This window comes from Streptomyces sp. NPDC001231, from assembly GCF_042896885.1.
Classification (GTDB): Bacteria; Actinomycetota; Actinomycetes; order Streptomycetales; family Streptomycetaceae; genus Streptomyces.
In genome coordinates this window covers 330,156-352,169 of the sequence record NZ_JBIAXS010000002.1, presented here as the reverse complement: position 1 = coordinate 352,169, position 22,014 = coordinate 330,156, and the positions used below count along the sequence as shown (strand labels likewise).

Below are 22,014 nucleotides of genomic sequence, written 5' to 3'. Positions count from 1 at the left end.
GGCGGGTACGGGAGTTGTTTCCGTACCCGCCCGCTGATTTGTGCCCGCGTGTCCTAACCCTGCTCGTCCTCGCCGAACAGGTTGAGCATGTCGAGCTGTATGTCGCTGCCCTCGACCGCGTCCAGGCCGAACAGACCTCCACCCAGCTGGTCGGGGACGGACTTACCCCGACGCTTCCTCTTGGCCGCCGGTGCGATCGGGTGCTTCGGCGGGCCTCCGGCCGGAATGACACGGGTCAGCGGGCTGGTGCCCGGTGGTTGGCGCGAGCCTTGAGCGGGGGGCGGGGTGAGGGAGGGGTGGGTGAAGGGCCGCCCCTCGGCCATCGCCTCGTAGACGCGAACGATCTCATCCTTCGTGTCCTGAAAGACGGTGGGCTGCTTGTTCTTGAACGCCCGGAAGCTGTCCAGCACCAGGTCTACGTCCGCGCGCTCAATTCCGTACAGGTGGAAGTACGCGGCGTCCAGTTCCGCCCGCATCAGGAAACGGCGCCTCTCGTCCCATACGAAGGGTGGACCGTCGTCACCTAGGTACTTCGCCCAGGGGGCCATTTCGTACGAGGTATAGGTGAGTTCGAGGACTCGGGGGCGGATCCAGTCGGCGAGGGGAGCGTCTTGAGTCCAGGGGGCGGAAAAGTCATAGGCAGTGGGGGGCAGTATCGGCAGCTGCTCAAACAGGAAGTACGCCAGCGATGCCCCCGCGTACTTCTGACGGGCAGCGAAGTCCAGGATGAAGGCACTGAGGTTGGCTAGAAGGAACTCCGCCCCTTCACGCAACAAGATCATGGGGAACTTATGTCCTACCGCCGTCCGAGGCATCACAGAAGCGATGACCGTGCGCTCGTCAACTGCTCGGCAAACATCTCGCCAGCCCATCAGCCAACCATAAGTCCAAGCTTCCCGCAGCCTACTTCTGTCCTCGGCTAGACGGACCTCGACTTCTCTCTCAGCAACCCAGTGGCGTGGGAGTGGCAGAGCCGAAGGGTCACGGTGCCGCTGCACATCAAGTCTGGGAAGCGTGTTCATGCGCAACTGGGCTTCGGTGGCGCCTTCGAACGTGCTGAACCGGCTGTCGTAGTGATGTAGGAACTTTCCCTCATACAAGGGCAGGTAACGCTCTCCGCCACCCTCGAAGACCGTGCCGCGCCTCGTCCCTCCCGACTCCAGCAGCGTCTCCTCACTGGAGAAGAGACCTGAAGCGCTGGCCATGTGGAACATGGTCATGAACGGCGTTTTCCCGAGCTTCCACGGGTCTGCCGGTCCCCCGCTGATGTGTCGTCGTAGCACCGGCACACGCTCCTGTACTCCCTCCAACACTCGTAGATGCTCGGGACTTTCACAGACTGGCGCCGTCCCCGTGTTCGGATTGATCCGCGCAAACCCGTCCGCATCCAGGCTGAAAATACGTGCGTCCACCTGGTCTGGTCGCCTTGCACGGAATGCAAGGCGAACTTCGCTCGTCTCCGCCGCACGATCACGCCCTGCTACGGTGAACAGGCAGTACCGATAAGAATGGTGGACCGCCGGAAACAGCTTCTCCTCGTTCTCAAAGTCCAGCACGGCCACCATCTGCCGCTTCTCCACCAGATCCGAGAAAAACGGCGCCGTCGTCTTGTCCGTGGCGATCCCCGTAGGCAGAACCAGCCCCGCCATCCCCTCCGGACCGATCAACTGCCGGGCCTTCTCCGCGAAGACGGCGTACGTGTTCACATCACCGAAGCCGGTCTTCGGGAACAGGCCCGACTTCCGGTACATGGTGACCTGGCCCTTGGACTCCCTCTGGTCGAACTGGTACTCCACATACAACTGGCGGTCGCCCTCGTTCGGGCGGCCCTCGTCGTCCACGCTGGTCGCCAGCGCCTCGATCATGCGGTCGCGGATGCTGGCCGTGAGCGCCGCGGCGATCTTCTCGTCCCGCGCCGCGAACCACTCCTTCTTCTGGATCTTGACCCGCTCCCATGGCGGGTTGCCCAGCACCGCGTCGAAGCCGCCCTGCCAGCCCGTCTCCGGGTTGACGTCGTCGGCCTCGGACTCCTCGACCCGGAAGACGCGCGGGAACTCCAGGTGCCAGTGGAAGAACTGGTTGCGGCGGACGATGTCCCTCAGCATCGCCTCCGCGCCCTCGTCCTCCAGCGGCCCGTCCTCCTCGTCCTTCTCCACGGCCCGCAGCACGTTCGTCGTGATGGGCGCGGGGGCGCCCTTGTGCTTGGGCCACAGGAAGGACGCGCACCACACGTCCGCGACCCGCTTGAGGTGCCGCAGTTCGGGCCGCTTCTCGAACTCCTTGTGGGCGCGGGCGTGTTGACGTACCTCGGCGAGGCTGTGGTCGCCGATCTTCGCGACCTTCTCGGCCTCCACCCGCACCGTCGCCGTGCTCGTCCGCACGATCCGCTCGGCGAACGGAAGGTGCTCCGCGCCCTTGCGCTCCCGGTCGTTCTGCTGGCGCAGCTCGGTGAGGACCTTCTGTTCGTCGCCCTCCAGCTTCTCGAAGGCGCCGTCCGGGATGCCCTTCTCCAGGACGGCCGGGGTCGCTCCCAGCAGGGCGTTCCCCGTCTTGATCCGGTCGTCCAGGTAGGCGAGGGGCTCACCGGGGGTCAGTGACTCCAGCCACAGCGACACCTTGGCCAGTTCGGCGGCGAGCGGGTTGATGTCGACGCCGTGGACGCAGTGCCGCACGACCTTGGCCATCGCCTCGCGGACCTGCTCCGGGGCCGGCTGGCTCTCCCCCTGGTCCATCACCGCGTACCGCAGGGCGATGCGCCGGGCCGCCGCGACGAGGAAGTGGCCGGACCCACAGGACGGGTCGACGAAGTTGATCTTCAGCAGGTGGTCCGGGACGCCGGAGGCGGCGTACCGCTCTATGACCGGGTCGAGGGCCGTGTCGAGCAGCTTCTCGATCAGGGACGACGGGGTGTAGTAGGAGCCCGTCAGCTTGCGCTTGTTGCCCGCGACGAGGTCCTTGAGCTCGAACAGCTCGTTCTCCGGCTCACGGGCGGGGACGAGTTCCAGCAGCGACTCGTAGACGCTGCCCAGTTCCTCGGCGCCCAGGTGGCGGTAGTCGACGCGGGTGGTGCGGCCCTTGTCCTTGACGCGGGAGAGCAGGCGTACGGCTTCCAGCAGGCGCTCGTTGGGGAGCTTCGCGGCCCTCAGCGGTTCCGGGCTGCCCGGGAGGCGGGTGGTCTGGGCCTCCTGGTCGATCTCGTCGGGCTCGGGGAGGTAGTAGAGGCCACCGAGTTCGGGCAGCGCCAGCGCGGGCTCCCCGCCGATGGTGCCGAGTGCGTTCAGGACGCGGACGAGGCCCTGCCACAGGTCGGTGTGGTGGTCACCCTTCCTGCGGGAGGCGATCCGGCGCAGGCGGGCGGTGGAGAAGTACAGGTTGTAGCGCTCGCGTGCCGCCTGGTTCGCCTTGATCTCCGCCTTGGTGGCCCTCGGGCCGGGGTGTTCGAGCAGTGCGTCGCGGTCCTCGGCGACGAAGAGGAAGATCAGCTGGTAGGCGAGGCGCAGCAGTTCGTGGTGGAAGTCGTCGAGGGCGCGGCGGCCTCCGGCCGTGATCGCCTCGGCCAGGTCCGGGTTGTTCTGGAGGAAGCCCGTACCGAGGACGTTCAGCGCCTTGGCGACCTGGTCGCGCAGGAGGTTGCGGGAGCGGATGCCGGTCTCGACGGCGAAGTCGCGCCACCACTCCAGGCGGCAGTCCGCGGGGGTCAGCGGAAGCTCGTCGGGGGTGGCGAGGCCGTCGGCCTCCTCCTCGTCGGTGTCCTCCTCGTCCTCCGTCACGGCCGCCGCCGCGCCCCGGCGCTTCTTCTCGGGCTTGGGCACCAGTTCCAGGCGGGAGGCGTGCAGCAGCGCGTACATCAGCAGGAAGTCGGAGAAGTCCCCGCCGCCGAAGATCGCTTCGAGGTCGAACTCGACGTACGCGGAACCGACGAGGGCCGTGGAGTCGCGCAGCAGGCGCAGCACCCTGCCGTTGGAGAGGATGCCCCACAGGTGGTCCGGGGAGGCGTTGAGCAGCTCCTGCATCATCGACTGGGGGACGCGAGGGCTGCCCGCCGACCAGCGGTCGAGGGGGGTGGTCCAGCCGAGGAGGTGGACGGGGAGGTGGTCCATCCACTGGTGGCTGACCTGGTACGGGTCGCGGCCGGGCAGCCGGATGCCGCCGCGCCGGGGGGCGAGGCGGCCGTAGCCCAGCTCCTCAAGGAGGGTGAGGAGCCAGACGCGGGTCGCCTTGGTGGGGTCGGCCTTGCCGTCGAGTTCTTTCAGCTCCTCCTGGAGGGAGGTGTACGCGGCGCGTAGCGCGTTCCACTTGCGGCTCGCGGCGTCCTCGATGCGCACCCCGCGTCCGAGCCCGTAGTCGGCGGGGGCGATGCCGGGCAGTTCGGGGTCGCCGGCGCGGATCTTGCCGAGGAGGTCCGCGGAGAGCAGGCCGCCCTCGACGCGTACGGCGGCGGAGGCGGGGAGGCGGTCGGGGGCGAGGGTGGTCACCGGTCTCCTCCGGAGGCGGGCCGCTGTGCGGCCGGGGCGCTGAGGTACACGTACACGCCGAGCAGGTCCGGCTTCCCGGACGGCTGGACGTCGATGCGGCGTACGGCGGCGGCGCCGCGTTCGCGGCCGCGTTGGCCGGCGGCCTCGCGGACCCGCTGGTGGGCTTCGCGGAGCCGGTCCGCGAGGAGCAGGCCGCGGGCCTTCAGATGTTCCTTGATCTCTTCTTCACGAAGTTCCGCGGCGGCGCGGGTGGCCTGCTGGTCGCGGAGGGCGGGCAGGGTGTTCAGGTCGGGGGTGGCGGTGAGCAGGGCGGCGGTCTCCTCGTCGGACAACCAGGTGCGGCCGCCGTCGTCACCGGTGCGCCAGGCGAGGACCTGGGCGTCGTCGGCGACCAGGACGCGCGGTTCGTCGCTCACCGTGCGGCCGGGCAGTTTGAGGCGGAACCGGTAGCGGGCGAGCAGGAGGACCGTGCGGCGGTCGACGGCACGGGTGCGGATCACGCCGAGGCGGCGGGCCGGGCGCTCCTCCGGGGGCAGACCGGTGTCGACGGCCGCGTCGAGGAGGTACCGGGCGAGGGCGCGCACCGCGGGGTCGGTGCGGGACAGGGCGTGCTCACCGCGTGCCACGGGGAAGTCCTCACGGAAGACGAGGTCGCGGGCGGCGGTCTTGGCGCGGCCCTTCGCCTTCGCCCTGGCCGCTCCACCCGGCGCGGCGGTCTGGTCGGCGTCCTCGTAGAAGCCGAGGGCGTGCTTGAGGCCGGTGGGCAGCGGGTCCACGGGGGCCTTGAAGCCCCGGTCGCGGGCGTCGCCGATCGGCTGGGCGCCCAGCTGGGCCAGGGACTCGCGGGTGAACGTGGCGATGTCCCCGGGGTCCCCCAACGCCTGGCGCAGTGCGTCCAGTTCGGCCTCCACCTCCTCGGGGCGCAGACCGGAGTGGGCGAACTTGGTGAGAACCTTCGACTCGCGCTCGGCGGCCGACTCCCACTCCTTGTGGAGGGCCTCGCGGGCCCGGCCGAAGTCGGGGTCGTCCTCGAAGTCGAGGGTGAGCTGGCCCTCGGGCTGCTCGCCCCGCAGCAGCAGCGCGCTGGCGAGGGCCTCCAGGACGCCCCTGCCCTGGTCGGGGACGAGGACGGCCACACCGGTCTGGTCGGCGATGTCCTTGTGCTTCTGGATGAGGACCTTCAGGACGAGTCCGTCGATGCCGGTGTCGGTGTCGTAGACGGTGATCTCGCGGACGCGGCGGCGGGGCTGGCCGAACCGGTCGACGCGGCCCGCGCGCTGGAGGTGGCGGGTGGGGTTCCAGGACAGGTCGTAGTGGATGACGGCGCCGAAGTGCTCCTGGAGGTTGACGCCCTCGGAGAGGCAGTCGGTGGCGACCAGGACGTGCCGGCCGCGCCGGGCGGTCAGCTCGTCGACGCGGGCCTGCCGGGCGTCGGGGTGGAGGGTGCCGGTGACGGCCTCCACGCTGGCGCTGCGGCCCAGTTCCTCCTTGAGGTGCCGGGCCACGTACTCGGCGGTGGGGATGTAGTGGCAGAAGACGATCGGGTCGTAGCCGTCGACCAGCTGCCGCTTGACCCGGTCGACCAGGATGCGCAGCTTGGCGTCCGTCGCGGGGCCTGCGAGAGCGTCCGCCCGGTCGGCGAAGTCGGCCAGGGCCTCGGCCTCGCTCGTACGTCCCTTGCGAGGCTCCCCGGGGGTGGCGGCATCCTCGTCGGGGAGGGAGCCGGGCACCACGTCCATGCCCTCGGCGGTCTCGTCGTCGGTGAGTTCGAAGGCGGCGGCCCGGCCCAGCTTGTCGGCCTCGGCCGGGGTGCGGGTGGCGGCGATCAGAGAGCGGGCGCGCAGGGTCGCGGCGGCCGCGGCGGGCGAGGACAGGACGCAGCGCAGCAGAGTCAGCGCCGTCCACCAGGACATGCGCTGGTGGTGGCCGCCGCCGGGGCCGCGCACCTGGTGGCGGGTGTGGGCGAGGATGTCGGCGACGAAGCGCGCGTAGTCGGGGTCGAGCCGGTAGAGGGCGTCCTGGGTGTCCCGGTCCTCGGGGAAGGGCGTGTCCTGGCCGACGTACCGCTTGATGTCGTGGCGGCGGCGTTGCACGAAGTGGCGGGCCAGCTTGTCGCGGTCGGCGGAGCGTGTGGTGTCCAGGGTGCGCAGGGACGGGTCGAGGAGACCGGTGAGCTTTGAGAACGCCTGCGGGTCGCCGCTGTGCGGGGTGGCGGTGACGAGGATGAGGTGGCGGTCGCGCTCGGTGCGGTCGGCGAGCGCGGACAGCAGTTCGTACCGTTTCTGCTGCTCGTTGCCGCCGGTGCCCACGCAGGTGTGCGCCTCGTCGACGATCAGCACGTCCGGGCAGTGGCGGCGGAACGCGTCGCGGCGCTCGTCCTGCTTGATGAAGTCGGTGGAGACGACCGTGACCGGGTAGTGGTCGAAGATCGACCGGTGGGGGTCGTCGATCGCCTTCTGCAGCCGCGCCGCCGTGGACGGCAGCACCAGCTCGGGGTCCATGCCGAACTTGTCGCGCAGCTCGCGCTGCCACTGCTCGGCGAGCGACGGCGAGCAGAGCACGGTCATGTTGCGGGCGGAGCCCTGCTCCATGAGTTCCTTCGCGATCAGCGCGGACTCGACGGTCTTGCCGATGCCGACGTCGTCGCCGATCAGGAGACGCACGGGGTCCATGCGCAGCGCCATCATCAGCGGGACCAGCTGGTACCGGCGGGGTTCGACGGCGACCGCGTTCAGGGAGCGGAAGGGACCGGCGCCCGCCGTGGAGGCGATGCGCAGGGCGGTGCGCAGGAGGGAGGCCGACGCGAAGTCGCCGGCCTCACCGGGCAGGGCCCGAGGAAGGCCGAAGCCCGGCTTGCGGACCTCGTCGGGGAAGAGGGCCGCCACGAACTCGCGGTCCCCGTCCAGAGGCTGGGCGAGGACCAGGTCCTCGGTGCTGCCCGGGAGGACGACCCAGTCGCGGTCACGGGCGCGTACGAGGGTGCCGGGCGCCCGGTCGGTCGTGGCGCTCATCGGTCGCCTCCCCTGTGGTCGCGGCCGACGCCGAAGACGTCCGGGTATGCGCGCACGGTGTCCTTCCAGTCGGGTTCGGCTCCGGCCCTGATCACCAGCCAGCCGTTGTCCATCATGCGGTACTCGTCCTGCTCGCCGAGCCGGCGTGCTCCGTCGTACTCCAGGAACACGGCGACCTCGGCGCCGGGGAGGTGGAAGACCACGTCCGCGACGTCGGTGGCCGTCTCGTCGGGCAGCCGGTGACCGCCGTCCGCGAGGAGGCACACGAACGCCTCGACGGGGGTGTCCGGTGCCGGTTCCCGGCGCGGAGCGGGTGCCGTCGAAGGCTGCGGGCGCCCCGGGCGCGACTCGTCCTTCGTGCGGGAGTGAGCCAGTGCCACCAGCCACGGCGCGGCGCGGTGCCGGTCGATGCGCCGGTGGAAGCCCTGGTTGGAGTACGACAGCAGGCAGTCGTAGCAGCCGAGTTCACAGCGCTCGGCCGCGCCTTCGGCCCGGTCGAGGTCCTTGCCGTCCTCGTCGTAGTGGATGATCCGCAGGGCTTCCCTCGCCACCAGGGCGAGGGCGTCCTCGTCGTCGTACAGGCGGCGCAGCACGCCCGCTCCGCCCTCGGCGCTCTCGACGAAGAGGGTCCGGCCGTGCCGTTCGGCGTCGGGGAGGTCCTCGCTCTCCAGCTCGGAGTCCTCCAGCTGGAAGTGCGCCTCGATCCCGCGCTCCAGCGCGTAGCGCAGGGAGACGGCGGTGAGGTCGTCGACCGGCTCGGCCAGTCTCACCACGGCGATGTTCTTGGTGTCCTGCGCGTAGGGGATGACCTGGAGGGTGCGCTGCGCGCGGTCGAAGGACGCCAGCGACTCCTCCTCCGCGGACTCCTCCTGGGCAAGGCGAGCCGCCTTGCCCTCCGAGAGCCATCTGCCGCTGACCGGGTCCAGCCAGAAGCCCTGTCCCGAGCGGTCCTGGGCGTCGCGCTTGCGGTAGCCGAGGTTGAGGACGCGGACGCTCGCCGAGTCCCCGTAGGTGACCTCCGCGAGGGGCGCCCCGTCTGCGCCGCGCACCTGTGCCTGGTGGGCGCCGCCGGGCGCGTACCGGTACACGGTCCGCAGGTCGAAACCTCGCTTGAGGCGCTCCTCCTCGTCGGAGGAGATCCGGCGGCGGGGCTCGGCGTGCACCTGCGTGAGCTGCATCAGTTTCGGCAGGGTGCGGTGGAGCGGGACGGCGCAGTTCTCGCAGCGGTCGGCGCCGTCGACGCGGTCGTGCCAGTAGCCGCAGGACTCGCAGAGCCTGATGTCGCTGGTCGCCACCTGCCCGGGGCGGTCGCCCATGGGGACCGTCACGCGGTCGATGGTGTAGCGGTTGCCCTCGTGGTAGATCAGCGCGCCGGGGCCGAACTCGCCGATCGCGATGAAGCGGGGACGCTGGATGTAGGCGCCGTTGCGCTGCCCGTACATCCCGGCCGACCGCTCCCCGGGCACGTAGGCGGCCAGGGGCAGGCGGGGGAAGGAGTAGCCGGGCAGGAAGCCTTCGGAGGCGAAGTAGCGGTAGGTGTAGAAGTCCGTGTACGACCCGCTGTCGGCCTCGTTGCGCAGCAGCTTCAACTGGTTCTCGGCCTCGGCCCGCCGCCCCGCGGCCAGGTCTCGGTCCCTGCGGCTGAGGGAGAGGTCGTTGGCGCGGCGGTGCTGCTGTTCCACCTCGCTCCGCGCGGTGCGGTAGAGGCGGCGCCAGCGCTCGCACGCCTCGTCGAGACTGCCGAGCGCCTGGCGGACGGTGCGTTCGACCCAGCCCTCGTACCACCAGGAGGAGCCCGAGAGCTCGTCGCGGAGGGGGGCGAGGACCTCGGTGGCCCGGCTGGTGGCGCGCAGCCGGGCGGTCTCGCTGTCCAGGTCGTCGCGCACCCGCGGCAGCAGGTCCAGCGGCCACCGTCCTTCCTCGTCCGCGGTCTCCGCGTCGAGGACGTCGGTGAGGCGGCTGCCCAGGTGGACGCCCGTCTCGGCCAGCCAGACCGAGTGGACGTGGGAACGGATCAGCTCCTCGTTGGCCAGGTCGAGCCGGGGCGGGGTGACGCTGCCGGACACCATGAGTCCCGGGCGGCGGAAGTAGTACTGGTCGTGAGGGGAACCGGTCGAGCAGTAGGTGGTGACGAGGGCGGGCTGGCCACTGCGGCCGGCGCGTCCGGAACGCTGCGCGTAGTTGGCCGGAGTCGGGGGGACGTTGCGCATGCCGACCGCGTTCAGCTCGGCGATGTCCACGCCCAGCTCCATCGTCGGCGAGCAGTAGAGGATCTCCAGGTCCCCTTCACGGAACGCGTCCTCTCGGACACGGCGGGTCGTGGCGTCCACCTGCGCGGTGTGCTCGTGCGCCCTTACACCGGTGAGTCCGGCGGCCCCGGCGCGGTAGAGGTCGCGGAAGTACGGGTTGACGCGGACATCGGCCTCCGCGTCGGTCACCTTGCGCACCGGGTCCGGTTCGGGTCTCGCGCCGTCGCCGGGGAGCCAGCGCAGGGCGGAGGCGCGCAGCTGGTGGCCGTAGGAGCCGTCACGCTCCTCCTGGACGACGGCGAGCAGCCCGCATTCGCGCAGCACCCGCATCAGGTCGCGGATGACCGCGTCGGCGTCGGCTACCGGGATACGCCTGCCCGCCTGGCCGGGGACGGCGGCGAACTGGCCGATGCGGCGCACGTAGCGGCCGTATCCGCCGAGTCCGCTGAGGTGCACGGTGTCGGCCGCCGCACCGGTCCGGCCGGGGCCCGCGTAGGCCAGGCGGGCACGGACGCGCGGCTCTCGCGCGGAGAGGGCCCAGGGGGCCACGAGGTGGGCCTGGCTGATGCTGCCGAGCCGGTCGAAGCCCTCCTGGGTGAGGCAGCCCACCTCCACCGCGAGGGAGCGCCTGAGTTCGTCGAGGAGGTCGCGGGCCAGCTGCTCGCGGTGGGCGGGTGTGTCACCGGTGAGAAGGGGATGGCAGCCCTCCCAGCACTCGGGGTCGCTCGCGATCTCGGTGAGGGACGTGTAGTCGAAGCGCAGCAGGCCGGTCTGGGAGAGGTTCGGCATGGTGACGCGCCAACCGCGCTCCAGGTCGGCGTAGACGCGGTAGGCGAGGATCTCGCGCAGGGCCGAGTGGGCGAGGTCGCGCTGGTGGAACTTGGCGGTCGGCGCCTTGGCATACGTCTCCAGCGGGAGGGCGAGGGTGTCGAACACCGCTTGGGGCAGCCGGTCGTAGGTCAGACCCTGCTCCCCCGCCGTTTCCAGGGCCCGGTAGAGGGCACCGCGTACTTGGCTGACCAGGGCGAAGTCGTTGAAGTGGCCGGCTTGGAGGCTGGCGTCCTGCCGGTTGTCGACGAAGGTGAGCAGTTTGCGTGCCCTCTTCGTCAGGTCCGGCTGGTCACGCAGGGAGCGCACGACGCGGGAACTGATCAGGGAGACGGCGGAGCTGCGGCCTTCTGCGGAGAAGGTGCCCAGCTTGGCGAGGTCCTTGAGCCGCAACTGCTCGTACGAGGTGCGGCAGTGCAGGCAGAAGCGGAACGGGGCGGCGATCCACCAGGCGCGCAAGCCCGTGCCGGGCTCGGTGGCCCGGCCGTCCGGGCCGACCCACACCTCCTCGGGAAGATCCCCGGAGCGGGCCTTCAGGACCGTCGACCGGCCGTCGTCGTCCGTCTCGACCCAGCTCGCCGGGAGGCGCCGGAACACGGCGTCCTCGTCGTGTGCGTCGGGCCAGGGCCGGTCGTCGCTGACGTAGAGGAAACCGTCGCCGTCGGCGGCCGGGGCGTCCGGGTCCTCCCGGGCCTCGAACACCGCACCCTCGTGCTCGGCGGGGCGGGTGACCACCAGGTACTCCTTGCCGCAGTCGCGGCAGAAGTGCAGGGGGACGAGCGGCTTGTCGCGGTGGTCGGGGACCCGGGTCTGGTACTGGCTGGTGAGGTGGCGGCGGCCGGGCGGCTCGAAGCTGACGTAGACGGTGTCGCCCTTGGACAGGAACTGGTGCAGCCGGAAGGCGAACAGCGGCCTGTCGAGCTCCCGGTGCCTGGCCTTCGCGCCGACGCGCAGCACGGTCTCGATGGCGCGGTGGCACACCTCGGCGGGTTCCCCGCTCGCGTCGGCCAGCAGCGCGGACGCCTGCGGGATCGTCAGGGGTGGGCGGCGGACGAGCCGCCCGCTGGGCTCCTCGACGGCCAGCCCCACGGTGTCCTCGACCCAGACCGCGAGGGGGTCGCGGCTCAGGGCATCGTAGTCGGACGGGAGCTCGTGGGGTGTGACGGCGGCTCGGCGGACTGCGTCGGCGAGGGGTTCGCGGGGGTGTACTCCGGGTACGGCGTCGGACCCCGGGTCGGTCGAACGCTCCAGGGTCTCGCCGATGACGCGCTTCGGGTCGATCTCCGTACCGAAGAGGCGTGTGGCGACCTTGGCGATCTCCTCCCGGGTCTCGGCGAAGGTGACGCCGGTCGCCATCGTGGCCGACGTTCCGATGCACTGCAGGCCGGGTGCTTCGCAGGCGTCCCGCAGTCGGCGGACGAGAAGGGCGACGTCGGCCCCCTGGCGGCCCCGGTAGGTGTGCAGCTCGTCGAGGGCGAGGAAGCGCAGACCGCGAGCGGCGCCGATCAGCTCCCGCCGCTCGTCGGGGCGGGTGAGGAGGTACTCCAGCATCACGTAGTTGGTGAGCAGGATGTCCGGCTTGTTCCGCAGCACCTGGAGCTTCTGCTCCGAGTCCTCCTGGCCGGTGTACCGCGCGAAGGTCACCTTGCGGCGGTCCTCGGGCACGCCCCACGTAAGGTACTTCTCCAGCTCGTGGAGCTGACTGTTGGCCAGCGCGTTCATGGGATAGACGACGATCGCCGAGATCCCGTGAGGATTCGGATGCCGCAGCACCTTGTCGACGATCGGCACGATGTAGGTCAGGCTCTTGCCCGAGCCGGTGCCCGTGGTCAGCACGTAGGAGTCTCCGCGATCGGCCACGGTGATGGCCTCTCGCTGGTGCTGGTGGAGGGAGAGGGTGCGGCTGCCGGGGTCGTTCGGATGCTTCTTGTGGCGGAAGTACTCCCGGCACATCGGGTGCAGCAGACCGTCGTCGCACAGCGAGGCGACCGTTCCGCCGCTGCGGAAGGTGGGATTAAGCGCGAGCTTGGGGTCGGGCCAGCGGGTTTTGCGCTCCCGCTCGCCGGCGAGGTGACTCTCGATGTCCGGATCCCGTACGGCGACGAGGGAGCTGGTGAACGCCTCGTACTCGGCGATGAGGTCGTGATGGACACCGAAAACGTCCATGGGTAGGTCGGCCCCCTTGATCACTTGCGTCCGCTTGGTCGCATGTCACATCCAGGAGCAGACCCCCTCCGGAAGACGGACCACGCAACTGATCCACCCTACTGCCCCGCCACCCTCCTTTCGCCGGTGGTTTCCCGTTCTCACGCTCCAGCTTTTTCAGGGGAGCCCGAATAGCGAGACGTGGTTCACTGCCTCCGATGGTCACCACAGGCAAGCCCCGAAGGGATGTCCACCCGTGCCCCATGAAGTCGATCAGTCGTTCCTCGCCCTGCCCCTACGCCCCCTCGCCGACGCCGCCCTGGCACGCGCGCGCTCACTGGGGGCCGAGCACGCGGACTTCCGGTTCGAGCGGGTGCGCGGTGCGTCCTGGCGGCTCAGGGACGCCCGGCTCGCCGGGTCGTCGGACACCACCGACCTGGGATACGCGGTGCGCGTCGTGCACGGCGGGACCTGGGGGTTCGCCTCCGGGGTGGATCTGACGCCGGACGCGGCCGCCAAGGTCGCCTCACGGGCGGTCGCGATGGCCAAGCTGTCGGCGCAGGTCATCAAGGCCGCGGGGTCCGACGAGTACGTGAAGCTGGCGGACGAGCCGGTGCACGGGGAGAGGACCTGGGTGTCCTCGTACGGGATCGATCCCTTCACCGTGCCCGATGAGGAGAAGGCGGGGCTGCTCGCCGAGTGGAGCGCGCGGCTGCTCGCCGCCGACGGTGTCGATCACGTCGACGCCTCGCTGCTGACCGTGCACGAGAACAAGTTCTACGCCGACACCGCCGGGACCGTGACCACGCAACAGCGGGTGCGGCTGCATCCACAGCTGACCGCCGTGTCGGTGGACGACTCCAGCGGCGAGTTCGACTCGATGCGCACCCTCGCCCCGCCCGTCGGGCGCGGCTGGGAGTACCTCACCGGAACCGGCTGGGACTGGGAGGACGAGCTGGAGCGGATTCCCGGGCTGCTCGCCGAGAAGATGCGCGCGCCGAGCGTCGAGGCGGGCGTCTACGACCTGGTCGTCGACCCCTCCAACCTGTGGCTGACCATCCACGAGTCCATCGGCCACGCCACCGAGCTGGACCGGGCCCTCGGCTACGAGGCCGCCTACGCCGGCACCTCCTTCGCCACCTTCGACCAGCTGGGCAAGCTGAAGTACGGCTCCGAGCTGATGAACGTCACCGGCGACCGCACCGCCGAGCACGGCCTGGCCACCGTCGGCTACGACGACGAGGGCGTCGAGGCGCAGTCCTGGGACCTGGTCAGGGACGGCACGCTGGTCGGCTACCAGCTGGACCGCAGGATCGCGCAGCTGACCGGGTTCGAGCGGTCCAACGGGTGCGCCTTCGCCGACTCCCCCGGCCATGTGCCCGTGCAGCGCATGGCGAACGTGTCGCTCCAGCCCGACCCGGCCGGGCTGTCGACCGAGGATCTCATCGGGAGCGTCGACCGCGGGATCTACGTCGTCGGGGACCGGTCCTGGTCGATCGACATGCAGCGCTACAACTTCCAGTTCACGGGTCAGCGGGCGTACCGGATCCGCGACGGCCGCCTCGACGGGCAGGTCCGCGACTTCGCCTACCAGGGGATCACACCGCAGTTCTGGGGCTCCATGGCGGCCGTGGGCGGACCGCAGACGTATGTCCTGGGCGGCGCCTTCAACTGCGGCAAGGCCCAGCCGGGCCAGATCGCGGCGGTCTCGCACGGCTGCCCGTCAGCCCTCTTCAAGGGCGTCAACATTCTGAACACCACGCAGGAGGCCGGTCGATGAGCCCGCGTACCAGCAAGCCGCACGAGGTCGTCGAGCGCGCCCTCGCACTGTCCCGGGCCGACGGGTGCGTCGTGATCGCCGACGAGCAGTCCACCGCCAATCTGCGCTGGGCGGGCAACGCGCTGACCACGAACGGTGTCACACGCGGGCGCACCCTCACCGTGATCGCGACCGTCGACGGCCGGGAGGGCACCGCGTCGGGCGTGGTGTCGCGTGCCGCCGTGACCGAGGACGAGCTGGAGCCGCTGGTGCGGGCCGCGGAGGCCGCCGCGCGCGGGGCGGGGCCCGCCGAGGACGCCCAGCCGCTGGTCACGGACGTACCGCAGTCGCCGGACTTCACCGACGCGCCCGCCGAGACCTCCTCCGCGGTGTTCGCGGACTTCGCGCCGGCGCTCGGCGAGTCGTTCGCACGCGCGCGTGCCGGTGGCCGCGAACTGTACGGCTTCGCCAACCACGAGATGGTGTCGACGTACCTGGGCACGTCGACGGGCCTCCGGCTGCGCCACGACCAGCCGGCCGGGACGCTGGAGCTGAACGCCAAGTCCCCGGACCGCACCCGCTCGGCGTGGACGGGGCGGTCCACGCGGGACTTCAAGGACGTCGACCCGGCGGCGCTGGACGCGGAGCTGGCCGTACGGCTCGGCTGGGCGGAGCGCCGGATCGAGCTGCCCGCGGGGCGGTACGAGACGCTGCTGCCGCCGACGGCGGTCGCCGATCTGCTGATCTACCAGATCTGGTCGTCCTCGGGCCGGGACGCCGCCGAGGGGCGCACGGTGTTCTCCAAGCCGGGCGGCGGCACCCGCGTCGGCGAGAAGCTGACCGAGCTTCCGCTGACGCTGCGCAGCGATCCGGACGAGCCCGGCCTGGAGTGCGCGCCGTTCGTGGTCGCGCACTCCTCCGGGGAGGACAGGTCGGTGTTCGACAACGGACTGCCCGTGCACGCCACCGAGTGGATCGGCGGCGGCGAGCTGCGGCACCTGCTGACCACCCGGCACAGCGCGGGCCTGACCGGCCTGCCGCTCGCCCCGTCGGCCGGGAACCTGATCCTCGACGGGGGCGGCGATCGCTCCCTGGAGGAGATGGTCGCGGGCACCGAGCGCGGGCTGCTGCTCACCTGTCTGTGGTACATCCGCGAGGTGGACCCCGCGACGCTGCTGCTCACGGGCCTGACCCGGGACGGCGTGTACCTCGTGGAGAACGGCGAGGTGACCGGCGGGGTCAACAACTTCCGGTTCAACGAGTCGCCGGTGGACGTGCTGGGAAGGGCCACCGAGGCCGGGCGGACAGAGAAGACGCTGCCCAGGGAGTGGAGCGACTACTTCACCCGGGCCGCGATGCCGGCGCTGCGCGTCCCGGAATTCAACATGAGCTCTGTCAGCCAGGGCGTATAACCTCGTAGTCGGCTGTCACCCGACTGCCCGAAGAGCACCGAGCTCGAACCGAGTTTCATCTAGGAGACACGAGAACCGTGACGGACATCGTCGACGAGCTGAAGTGGCGTGGGCTGTTCGCCCTGTCCACCGACGAGGACGCTTTGCGCAAGGCGCTCGCGGACGGTCCCGTCACGTTCTATTGCGGCTTCGACCCGACGGCGCCGTCACTGCACGTGGGACACCTGGTGCAGGTGCTCACCGTGCGCCGGCTCCAGCAGGCCGGGCACCGGCCGCTGGCGCTGGTCGGCGGGGCCACGGGCCTGATCGGCGACCCGCGTCCGACCGCCGAGCGCACGCTGAACGACCCGGAGACGGTGGCCGGCTGGGTGGACCGGCTGCGCGGCCAGATCGAGCCGTTCCTGTCCTTCGAGGGCGAGAACGCCGCCGTGATGGTGAACAACCTCGACTGGACGCAGGGCCTGTCCGCGATCGAGTTCCTGCGGGACATCGGCAAGCACTTCCGGGTCAACAAGATGCTGACGAAGGACTCCGTCGCCCGCCGTCTGGAGTCCGACCAGGGCATCAGCTACACCGAGTTCAGCTACCAGATCCTCCAGGGCATGGACTTCCTCCAGCTCTACCGGAGGTACGGCTGCGCGCTCCAGCAGGGCGGCAGCGACCAGTGGGGCAACCTCACGGCGGGCCTCGACCTGATCCACCGGCTGGAGCCGGACGCAGCGGTGCACGCGCTCGCGACGCCGTTGATGACGAAGGCGGACGGCACCAAGTTCGGCAAGACCGAGGGCGGCGCGGTCTGGCTCGACGCGGAGATGACGACGCCGTACGCGTTCTACCAGTTCTGGCTGAACGTCGACGACCGGGACATCTCCCGCTACATGCGCATCCTGTCCTTCAAGTCCCGCGAGGAACTGGAGGAGCTGGAGCGGCAGACCGAGGAGCGTCCGCAGGCCCGGGCCGCGCAGCGCGCGCTGGCCGAGGAGCTGACGACGCTGGTGCACGGCGCCGAGCAGACGGACGCCGTGATCGCCGCGTCCAAGGCTCTGTTCGGCCAGGGCGAGCTGACCGGGCTGGACGAGCGGACCCTGACCGCGGCGCTGTCGGAGGTCCCGCACGCCCAGGTCACCGAGCTGGGCCCGGTGGTCGACCTGTTCGCCGAGGTCGGCCTGGTGCCCAGCAAGTCGGCCGCGCGCCGCACGGTGAAGGAGGGCGGCGCCTACGTGAACAACGTCAAGGTCACCGCCGAGGACGCGGTCCCCGCCGCGGAGGACCTGCTGCACGGCCGCTGGCTGGTGCTGCGCCGGGGCAAGAAGAACCTGGCGGCGGTCGAGGTCACGAGCGGCTGAGCCCGGACGTACGGCCAGGCGCGCAGGGGGGCGGCCCACCCGGGATTCCGGTGGGCCGCCCCCTTCGGTTGTCCTTCCACTGCTCCTCTCGGCTGTCCTTCCACCGCCCCTCGGCCTGTGCGCCCGCGCTATGCCCGCTGGGCGTCCTGCCGCTTCTTGTTGCCCCACAGCGCCATGTACGCCATGTCGCCGACGAAGACGATGATGATCGCGGCCACGAGCTGGAAGAAGTGCCTGCTCCAGTCGATGCCGCGGGTCGAGGCGACACCGGCCGCGCGGGCCACCGCGTTGCCGACGATCGCGCCGAGCATGCCGAAGATCGTGGTCAGCCAGATGGGACTGTGCTGCTTGCCCGGGATGACCGCCTTCGCGATCAGCCCCAGCACGAAACCCACGATGATCGCCCACAACCAGCCCATGGCTGCCTCCTCGTCCGGCTCTACATGAGCATTACGCCCAGTGTCGGGGCGGCTTCCGTGCGTCGCACGTCGGGTGCGGCCGCCCGAAGGCCGCGGGCGGGCCCCGGGACGGAGCCGACGCCGTTCGTGCAGGCAGAACGGCGGCCCCGGTCTCGTAGGCGGTGGGAACGCGGCGTAACGTGTAGTTCGTGCGGGTCGTTGTCCCGTCCGGTCCAGGACCGGACGCGGGCCGGGGAGTTGTCCGATACGGACGAATGGTGGACAGGTGATGCGGAAACAGCACGGCGAGGGCAACGCCCAGGTGTTCCGGATCACGGGAGCCCGGACGGGCCTTCAGGAGGATGTGCGCGGCCGGCAGCGCCGGTACGTCATCTCGATGTCGATCCGTACGGCGTCGGTGATCCTCGCGGTGGCGCTGTGGAACGTCGAGCGGTATGTGGCGATCGTGGCGCTGGTGCTCGGGGCGGCGCTGCCCTATGTCGCCGTGGTGATCGCTAACGCGGGGCGGGAGGGCCCGCCCAAACTGCCGTCGACGTTCGTCACCATGCCGTCGAAGCCGATGATCACTCCGCCGCGGAGCGACGACGATTTCGCCCGGTCCGCCACGGACGACAGCGCGGCCGACGCGGCGCGCGAGCCGCGTGACAGGGCTTGACCCGGCCCGTCGGCGCGGCCGAACGGCGGCTTTCCGGAAGCTCAAGAAACGCTCAGATCAATCATGTTGTTCCGGTGCCGGGCGGCGGGTTACCCGTGACATACTTCGTACGCGCTCCGCATCCCCCGTCGGAGCGACAGACCGACGCCGGGCAGCTCCCCCCGTGGCTGCTCGGCGTCGCCTTGTGTGCAGTGGCTGTGAGACGAACCCGTGACTGACGAAACCCCGATCTGCTCCGCCAAGAGCTGCCATGCCGCCGCGGTGTGGGTGCTGGCCTGGAACAACCCGAAGATCCACACACCGGAGCGCCGCAAGACGTGGCTGGCGTGCGAGGAGCACAGGGAGCACCTGTCGCAGTTCCTCGGTGTGCGGGGCTTTCTGAAGGACGTGGTCCCCTTCAGCGAGTGGGAAGCGCCGGACAGGCCCTAACCGCCGATCGCCGACATCGGCCGCTCCGGCTGGACGAACGACGGGTCGTCCAGGCCCGCTCCCGCCTTCTTGCCCCACATCGCCACCCGCCATATGCGGGCGATCTCCTCGTCGGGGGCGCCCGAGCGCAGGGCGGCGCGCAGGTCGGTCTCCTCCGTGGCGAACAGGCAGGTGCGGATCTGGCCGTCGGCCGTGAGCCGGGTGCGGTCGCAGGCCGCACAGAACGGGCGGGTGACGGAGGCGATCACGCCGACGCGGTGCGGGCCGCCGTCCACGATCCAGCGCTCGGCCGGGGCCGAGCCGCGCTCCCCGTCGCCCTCGGGGGTCAGCTCGAAGCGGGTGCCCAGCGAGGTCAGGATCTCGGCCGCGGTCACCATGCCCTCGCGCTTCCAGCCGTGCTGGGCGTCCAGGGGCATCTGCTCGATGAAGCGGAGCTCGTAGTCGTGCTCCACCGCCCAGGCCAGCAGGTCCGGGGCCTCGTCCGCGTTCAGGTCGCGCATCAGGACGGTGTTGACCTTGACCGGGGTCAGGCCGGCCTCGCGGGCGGCTTCGAGGCCCTCGATGACGTCCTTGTGCCGGTCCCGGCGAGTGAGCGCCTTGAAGACGTCCGGGCGCAGGGTGTCCAGGGAGACGTTGACCCGGTCCAGACCGGCGGCCCTCAGGGCGGTCGCGGTGCGCTTCAGTCCGATGCCGTTGGTGGTGAGGGACGTCTGCGGGCGGGGGTCCAGCGCCGCGACCCGCTCGACGATGCCGACCAGGCCGGGGCGCAGCATGGGCTCGCCGCCGGTGAAGCGGACCTCCCTGATGCCGAGGGAGGTGACGGCGATGTCGATCAGGCGGGCGATCTCGTCGTCGGTGAGCAGGGTCGGCTTGGCCAGCCACTGCAGCCCTTCCTCGGGCATGCAGTACGTACAGCGCAGGTTGCACCGGTCGGTCAGCGAGACTCTCAGGTCGGTGGCCACCCGGCCGTAGGTGTCGATGAGCATGTGGCCCCCTCCCTCGTCCCGGATCCATGTGGCGCACCACTCGAAGTTGTCGTCATCTGCGAGCCTACGTGACACCACTGACAACGACAGCGCCGGAAGTCACGAGATACGGCGCGGCCGCGTCGTAGGGATCTACGATCCCCGCGACGCGGCCGCCTTGGACGGGTGGGCGTTCAGTGCGCTCCGGTGCCCGTCATGGAGCGCACCTCCAGTTCGGCGTACTTGGCGTCGTCCGGGGTCTCCTTGGACAGGAGGGTGCCCACGACGCCGAGCAGGAAGCCGACCGGGATCGAGATGAGGCCGGGGTTCTCCAGCGGGAACCAGTGGAAGTCGACGTCGGGGAACATCGAGGTCGGCTTGCCCGAGACCACCGGCGAGAACAGCACCAGGCCGACCGCGGTGACCAGGCCGCCGTAGATCGACCACAGGGCGCCGGAGGTGGTGAACCGCTTCCAGAACAGGCTGTAGAGGATCGTGGGCAGGTTGGCGGAGGCGGCGACGGCGAAGGCGAGCGCGACCAGGCCGGCGACGTTCAGGTCGCGGGCGAGGGCGCCCAGGACGATCGAGACCGCGCCGATGCCGACGGTCGCCCAGCGGGCCGCGTTCACCTCCTGCTTCTCGGTGGCGGTGCCCTTCTTGATGACGTTGGCGTAGATGTCGTGGGCGAAGGAGGAGGAGGAGGCCAGGGTCAGGCCGGCGACGACGGCGAGGATCGTGGCGAAGGCGACGGCGGAGATGGAGGCCAGCAGGATGGCGCCCCAGTTGGAGTCGACTCCGCCCAGGTGCAGGGCGAGTAGTGGCGCCGCGGTGTTGCCCGCCTTGTTGGAGGCGATGATCTCGTCGGACTTGATGAGCGCGGCGGCGCCGAAGCCGAGCGCGAGGGTCATCAGGTAGAAGGCGCCGATCAGGCCGATCGCCCAGATCACGGACTTGCGGGCGGCCTTGGCCGTGGGGACGGTGTAGAAGCGGATCAGGATGTGCGGCAGACCGGCGGTGCCGAGGACCAGGGCGATGCCGAGCGAGAGGAAGTCCAGCTTGGTGGTGCCCGTGGCGCCGTACTTCAGTCCGGGCTCCAGGAAGGCGCTGCCCTTGCCGCTGTTGGCGGCGGCCTTGCCGAGCAGGTCGGAGATGTTGAAGTTGAACTTCAGCATGACCAGGAAGGTGAGCAGCACGGCGCCGGCGATGAGCAGCACGGCCTTGACCATCTGCACCCAGGTGGTGCCCTTCATGCCGCCGATGGTGACGTAGACGATCATCAGCACGCCGACCAGCGCGACGATGGCGATCTTGCCTCCGTCGCTGGTGATGCCGAGCAGCAGGGAGACCAGGACGCCGGCGCCTGCCATCTGGGCCAGCAGGTAGAAGATCGACACCACGATGGTGGAGGTGCCGGCCGCGGTGCGGACCGGGCGCTGGCGCATCCGGTAGGCCAGTACGTCGCCCATGGTGTACCGGCCGGAGTTGCGCAGTGGTTCGGCGACCAGGAGCAGGGCGACCAGCCAGGCGACGAGGAAGCCGATGGAGTACAGGAAGCCGTCGTAGCCGAACAGCGCGATGGCGCCGGCGATGCCGAGGAAGGACGCGGCGGACATGTAGTCGCCGGAGACCGCGAGGCCGTTCTGGAAGCCGGTGAACTGCCGTCCGCCGGCGTAGAAGTCGGCGGCGTCCTTGGTCTGCCGGCCGGCCCACACGGTGATGACGAGGGTCGCGACGACGAACACCGCGAACAGGGTGATGATCAGCGGCCGGTGCCGGCTCGCCTCACCGGCCGCGAGGGTCAGCGTGGGTGCGATCGCGGGGCTCATTCGGCGCCCTCCATCCGGGACTTGATGGCCTCGGCCTTGGGGTCGAGTTCGGCGGCGGCGTGCCGCGCGTACCACCAGGCGATGAGGAACGTGGTGAGGAACTGGGCGAGGCCCAGGACGAGGGCGACGTTGATGTTGCCGAACAGCTTGGTGCCCATGAAGCCGCCCGCGTAGTTGGAGAGCAGCACGTACAGCAGGTACCAGGCGATGAAGGCGACGGTCAGCGGGAAGGCGAAGGATCGGTAGGAACGGCGCAGTTCGACGAACTCCGCGCTGTCCCGCACCGCGACGAACTCCTCGGTGGTCGGGAGTGGGGCCTGGGTCTTCGAGGGTGGCGGTGTCTCGGTGGCCACTTCGGTCTCCTCGCGTGTCGGATGCGGTTGGGACAGGGGCCCGATCGTGCTCGGGTTCCCCGCCCAAGGTCCACGGCGCCACGCGGTGACCGGTTCAAGTCCCGTTGGTTGTTTCGCAACCGGTCTGAACAAGTCATTGCTA

At 70.4% G+C, this 22,014-nt stretch carries 12 protein-coding genes; 5 read left to right on the top strand and 7 right to left on the bottom strand.

Going from position 1 to position 22,014, the window contains the following annotated elements; translation table 11 throughout:
- Positions 1-53: 53 nt before the first annotated feature.
- From ACFY3J_RS04320 to ACFY3J_RS04310, 3 genes are read right to left on the bottom strand one after another with little or no spacing between them, the layout of a single operon-like run.
- Complete coding sequence (locus ACFY3J_RS04320; protein WP_384182696.1) at positions 54-4,475, bottom strand: Eco57I restriction-modification methylase domain-containing protein; 4,422 nt, start codon at positions 4,473-4,475, stop codon at positions 54-56.
- The gene (locus ACFY3J_RS04315; RefSeq protein ID WP_390840183.1) at positions 4,472-7,486 is read right to left on the bottom strand and encodes a helicase-related protein; all 3,015 of its coding nucleotides are present in this window, start codon (positions 7,484-7,486) and stop codon (positions 4,472-4,474) included. The genes ACFY3J_RS04320 and ACFY3J_RS04315 overlap by 4 nt, the downstream gene beginning before the upstream one ends.
- The gene (locus ACFY3J_RS04310; protein ID WP_390840182.1) at positions 7,483-12,729 is read right to left on the bottom strand and encodes a DEAD/DEAH box helicase; all 5,247 of its coding nucleotides are present in this window, start codon (positions 12,727-12,729) and stop codon (positions 7,483-7,485) included. The genes ACFY3J_RS04315 and ACFY3J_RS04310 overlap by 4 nt, the downstream gene beginning before the upstream one ends.
- A 235-nt stretch (positions 12,730-12,964) precedes the next feature.
- Here ACFY3J_RS04310 and ACFY3J_RS04305 point away from each other — a divergent pair, with 235 nt between their 5' ends.
- The 3 genes from ACFY3J_RS04305 to tyrS all read left to right on the top strand — a co-directional run bounded on the left by ACFY3J_RS04305 (position 12,965) and on the right by tyrS (position 17,225).
- The gene (locus tag ACFY3J_RS04305; RefSeq protein ID WP_384182703.1) at positions 12,965-14,488 is read left to right on the top strand and encodes a TldD/PmbA family protein; all 1,524 of its coding nucleotides are present in this window, start codon (positions 12,965-12,967) and stop codon (positions 14,486-14,488) included.
- Positions 14,485-15,879, top strand: coding sequence for a metallopeptidase TldD-related protein (locus ACFY3J_RS04300; RefSeq protein WP_384182706.1), 1,395 nt, complete (start codon positions 14,485-14,487; stop codon positions 15,877-15,879). Before ACFY3J_RS04305 ends, ACFY3J_RS04300 begins: the two co-directional genes overlap by 4 nt.
- 77 nt (positions 15,880-15,956) lie before the next feature.
- A complete protein-coding gene (gene tyrS, locus ACFY3J_RS04295; protein ID WP_384182708.1) occupies positions 15,957-17,225 on the top strand; it encodes a tyrosine--tRNA ligase in 1,269 nt (422 codons plus the stop codon).
- A 128-nt stretch (positions 17,226-17,353) separates the two neighbouring features.
- Here the strand turns inward: tyrS and ACFY3J_RS04290 are convergent, their stop codons facing one another.
- Positions 17,354-17,644, bottom strand: coding sequence for a GlsB/YeaQ/YmgE family stress response membrane protein (locus ACFY3J_RS04290; protein WP_384182711.1), 291 nt, complete (start codon positions 17,642-17,644; stop codon positions 17,354-17,356).
- A 268-nt stretch (positions 17,645-17,912) separates the two neighbouring features.
- Between ACFY3J_RS04290 and ACFY3J_RS04285 the strand changes: the two genes are divergently transcribed.
- Positions 17,913-18,299 carry a DUF3099 domain-containing protein gene (locus ACFY3J_RS04285; protein WP_390840181.1) on the top strand — a complete coding sequence of 129 codons (387 nt, stop codon included), beginning with the start codon at positions 17,913-17,915 and terminating at the stop codon, positions 18,297-18,299.
- A 210-nt stretch (positions 18,300-18,509) separates the two neighbouring features.
- On the top strand, positions 18,510-18,728 hold the full coding sequence (locus tag ACFY3J_RS04280; protein ID WP_225074049.1) for a hypothetical protein: 219 nt from the start codon (positions 18,510-18,512) through the stop codon (positions 18,726-18,728).
- On the opposite strand, the gene moaA is transcribed toward ACFY3J_RS04280, so the two are convergent.
- From moaA to ACFY3J_RS04265, 3 genes are all read right to left on the bottom strand, one after another.
- Positions 18,725-19,714 (bottom strand): GTP 3',8-cyclase MoaA, encoded by a 990-nt coding sequence (gene moaA, locus ACFY3J_RS04275; protein ID WP_384182716.1) that lies wholly within the window; start codon positions 19,712-19,714, stop codon positions 18,725-18,727. The two genes, ACFY3J_RS04280 and moaA, sit on opposite strands and share 4 nt — an antisense overlap.
- 173 nt (positions 19,715-19,887) lie before the next feature.
- Positions 19,888-21,519 carry a cation acetate symporter gene (locus ACFY3J_RS04270; RefSeq protein ID WP_384182718.1) on the bottom strand — a complete coding sequence of 544 codons (1,632 nt, stop codon included), beginning with the start codon at positions 21,517-21,519 and terminating at the stop codon, positions 19,888-19,890.
- Positions 21,516-21,872 carry a DUF485 domain-containing protein gene (locus ACFY3J_RS04265; protein WP_384182721.1) on the bottom strand — a complete coding sequence of 119 codons (357 nt, stop codon included), beginning with the start codon at positions 21,870-21,872 and terminating at the stop codon, positions 21,516-21,518. The genes ACFY3J_RS04270 and ACFY3J_RS04265 overlap by 4 nt, the downstream gene beginning before the upstream one ends.
- Positions 21,873-22,014 lie beyond the last annotated feature (142 nt).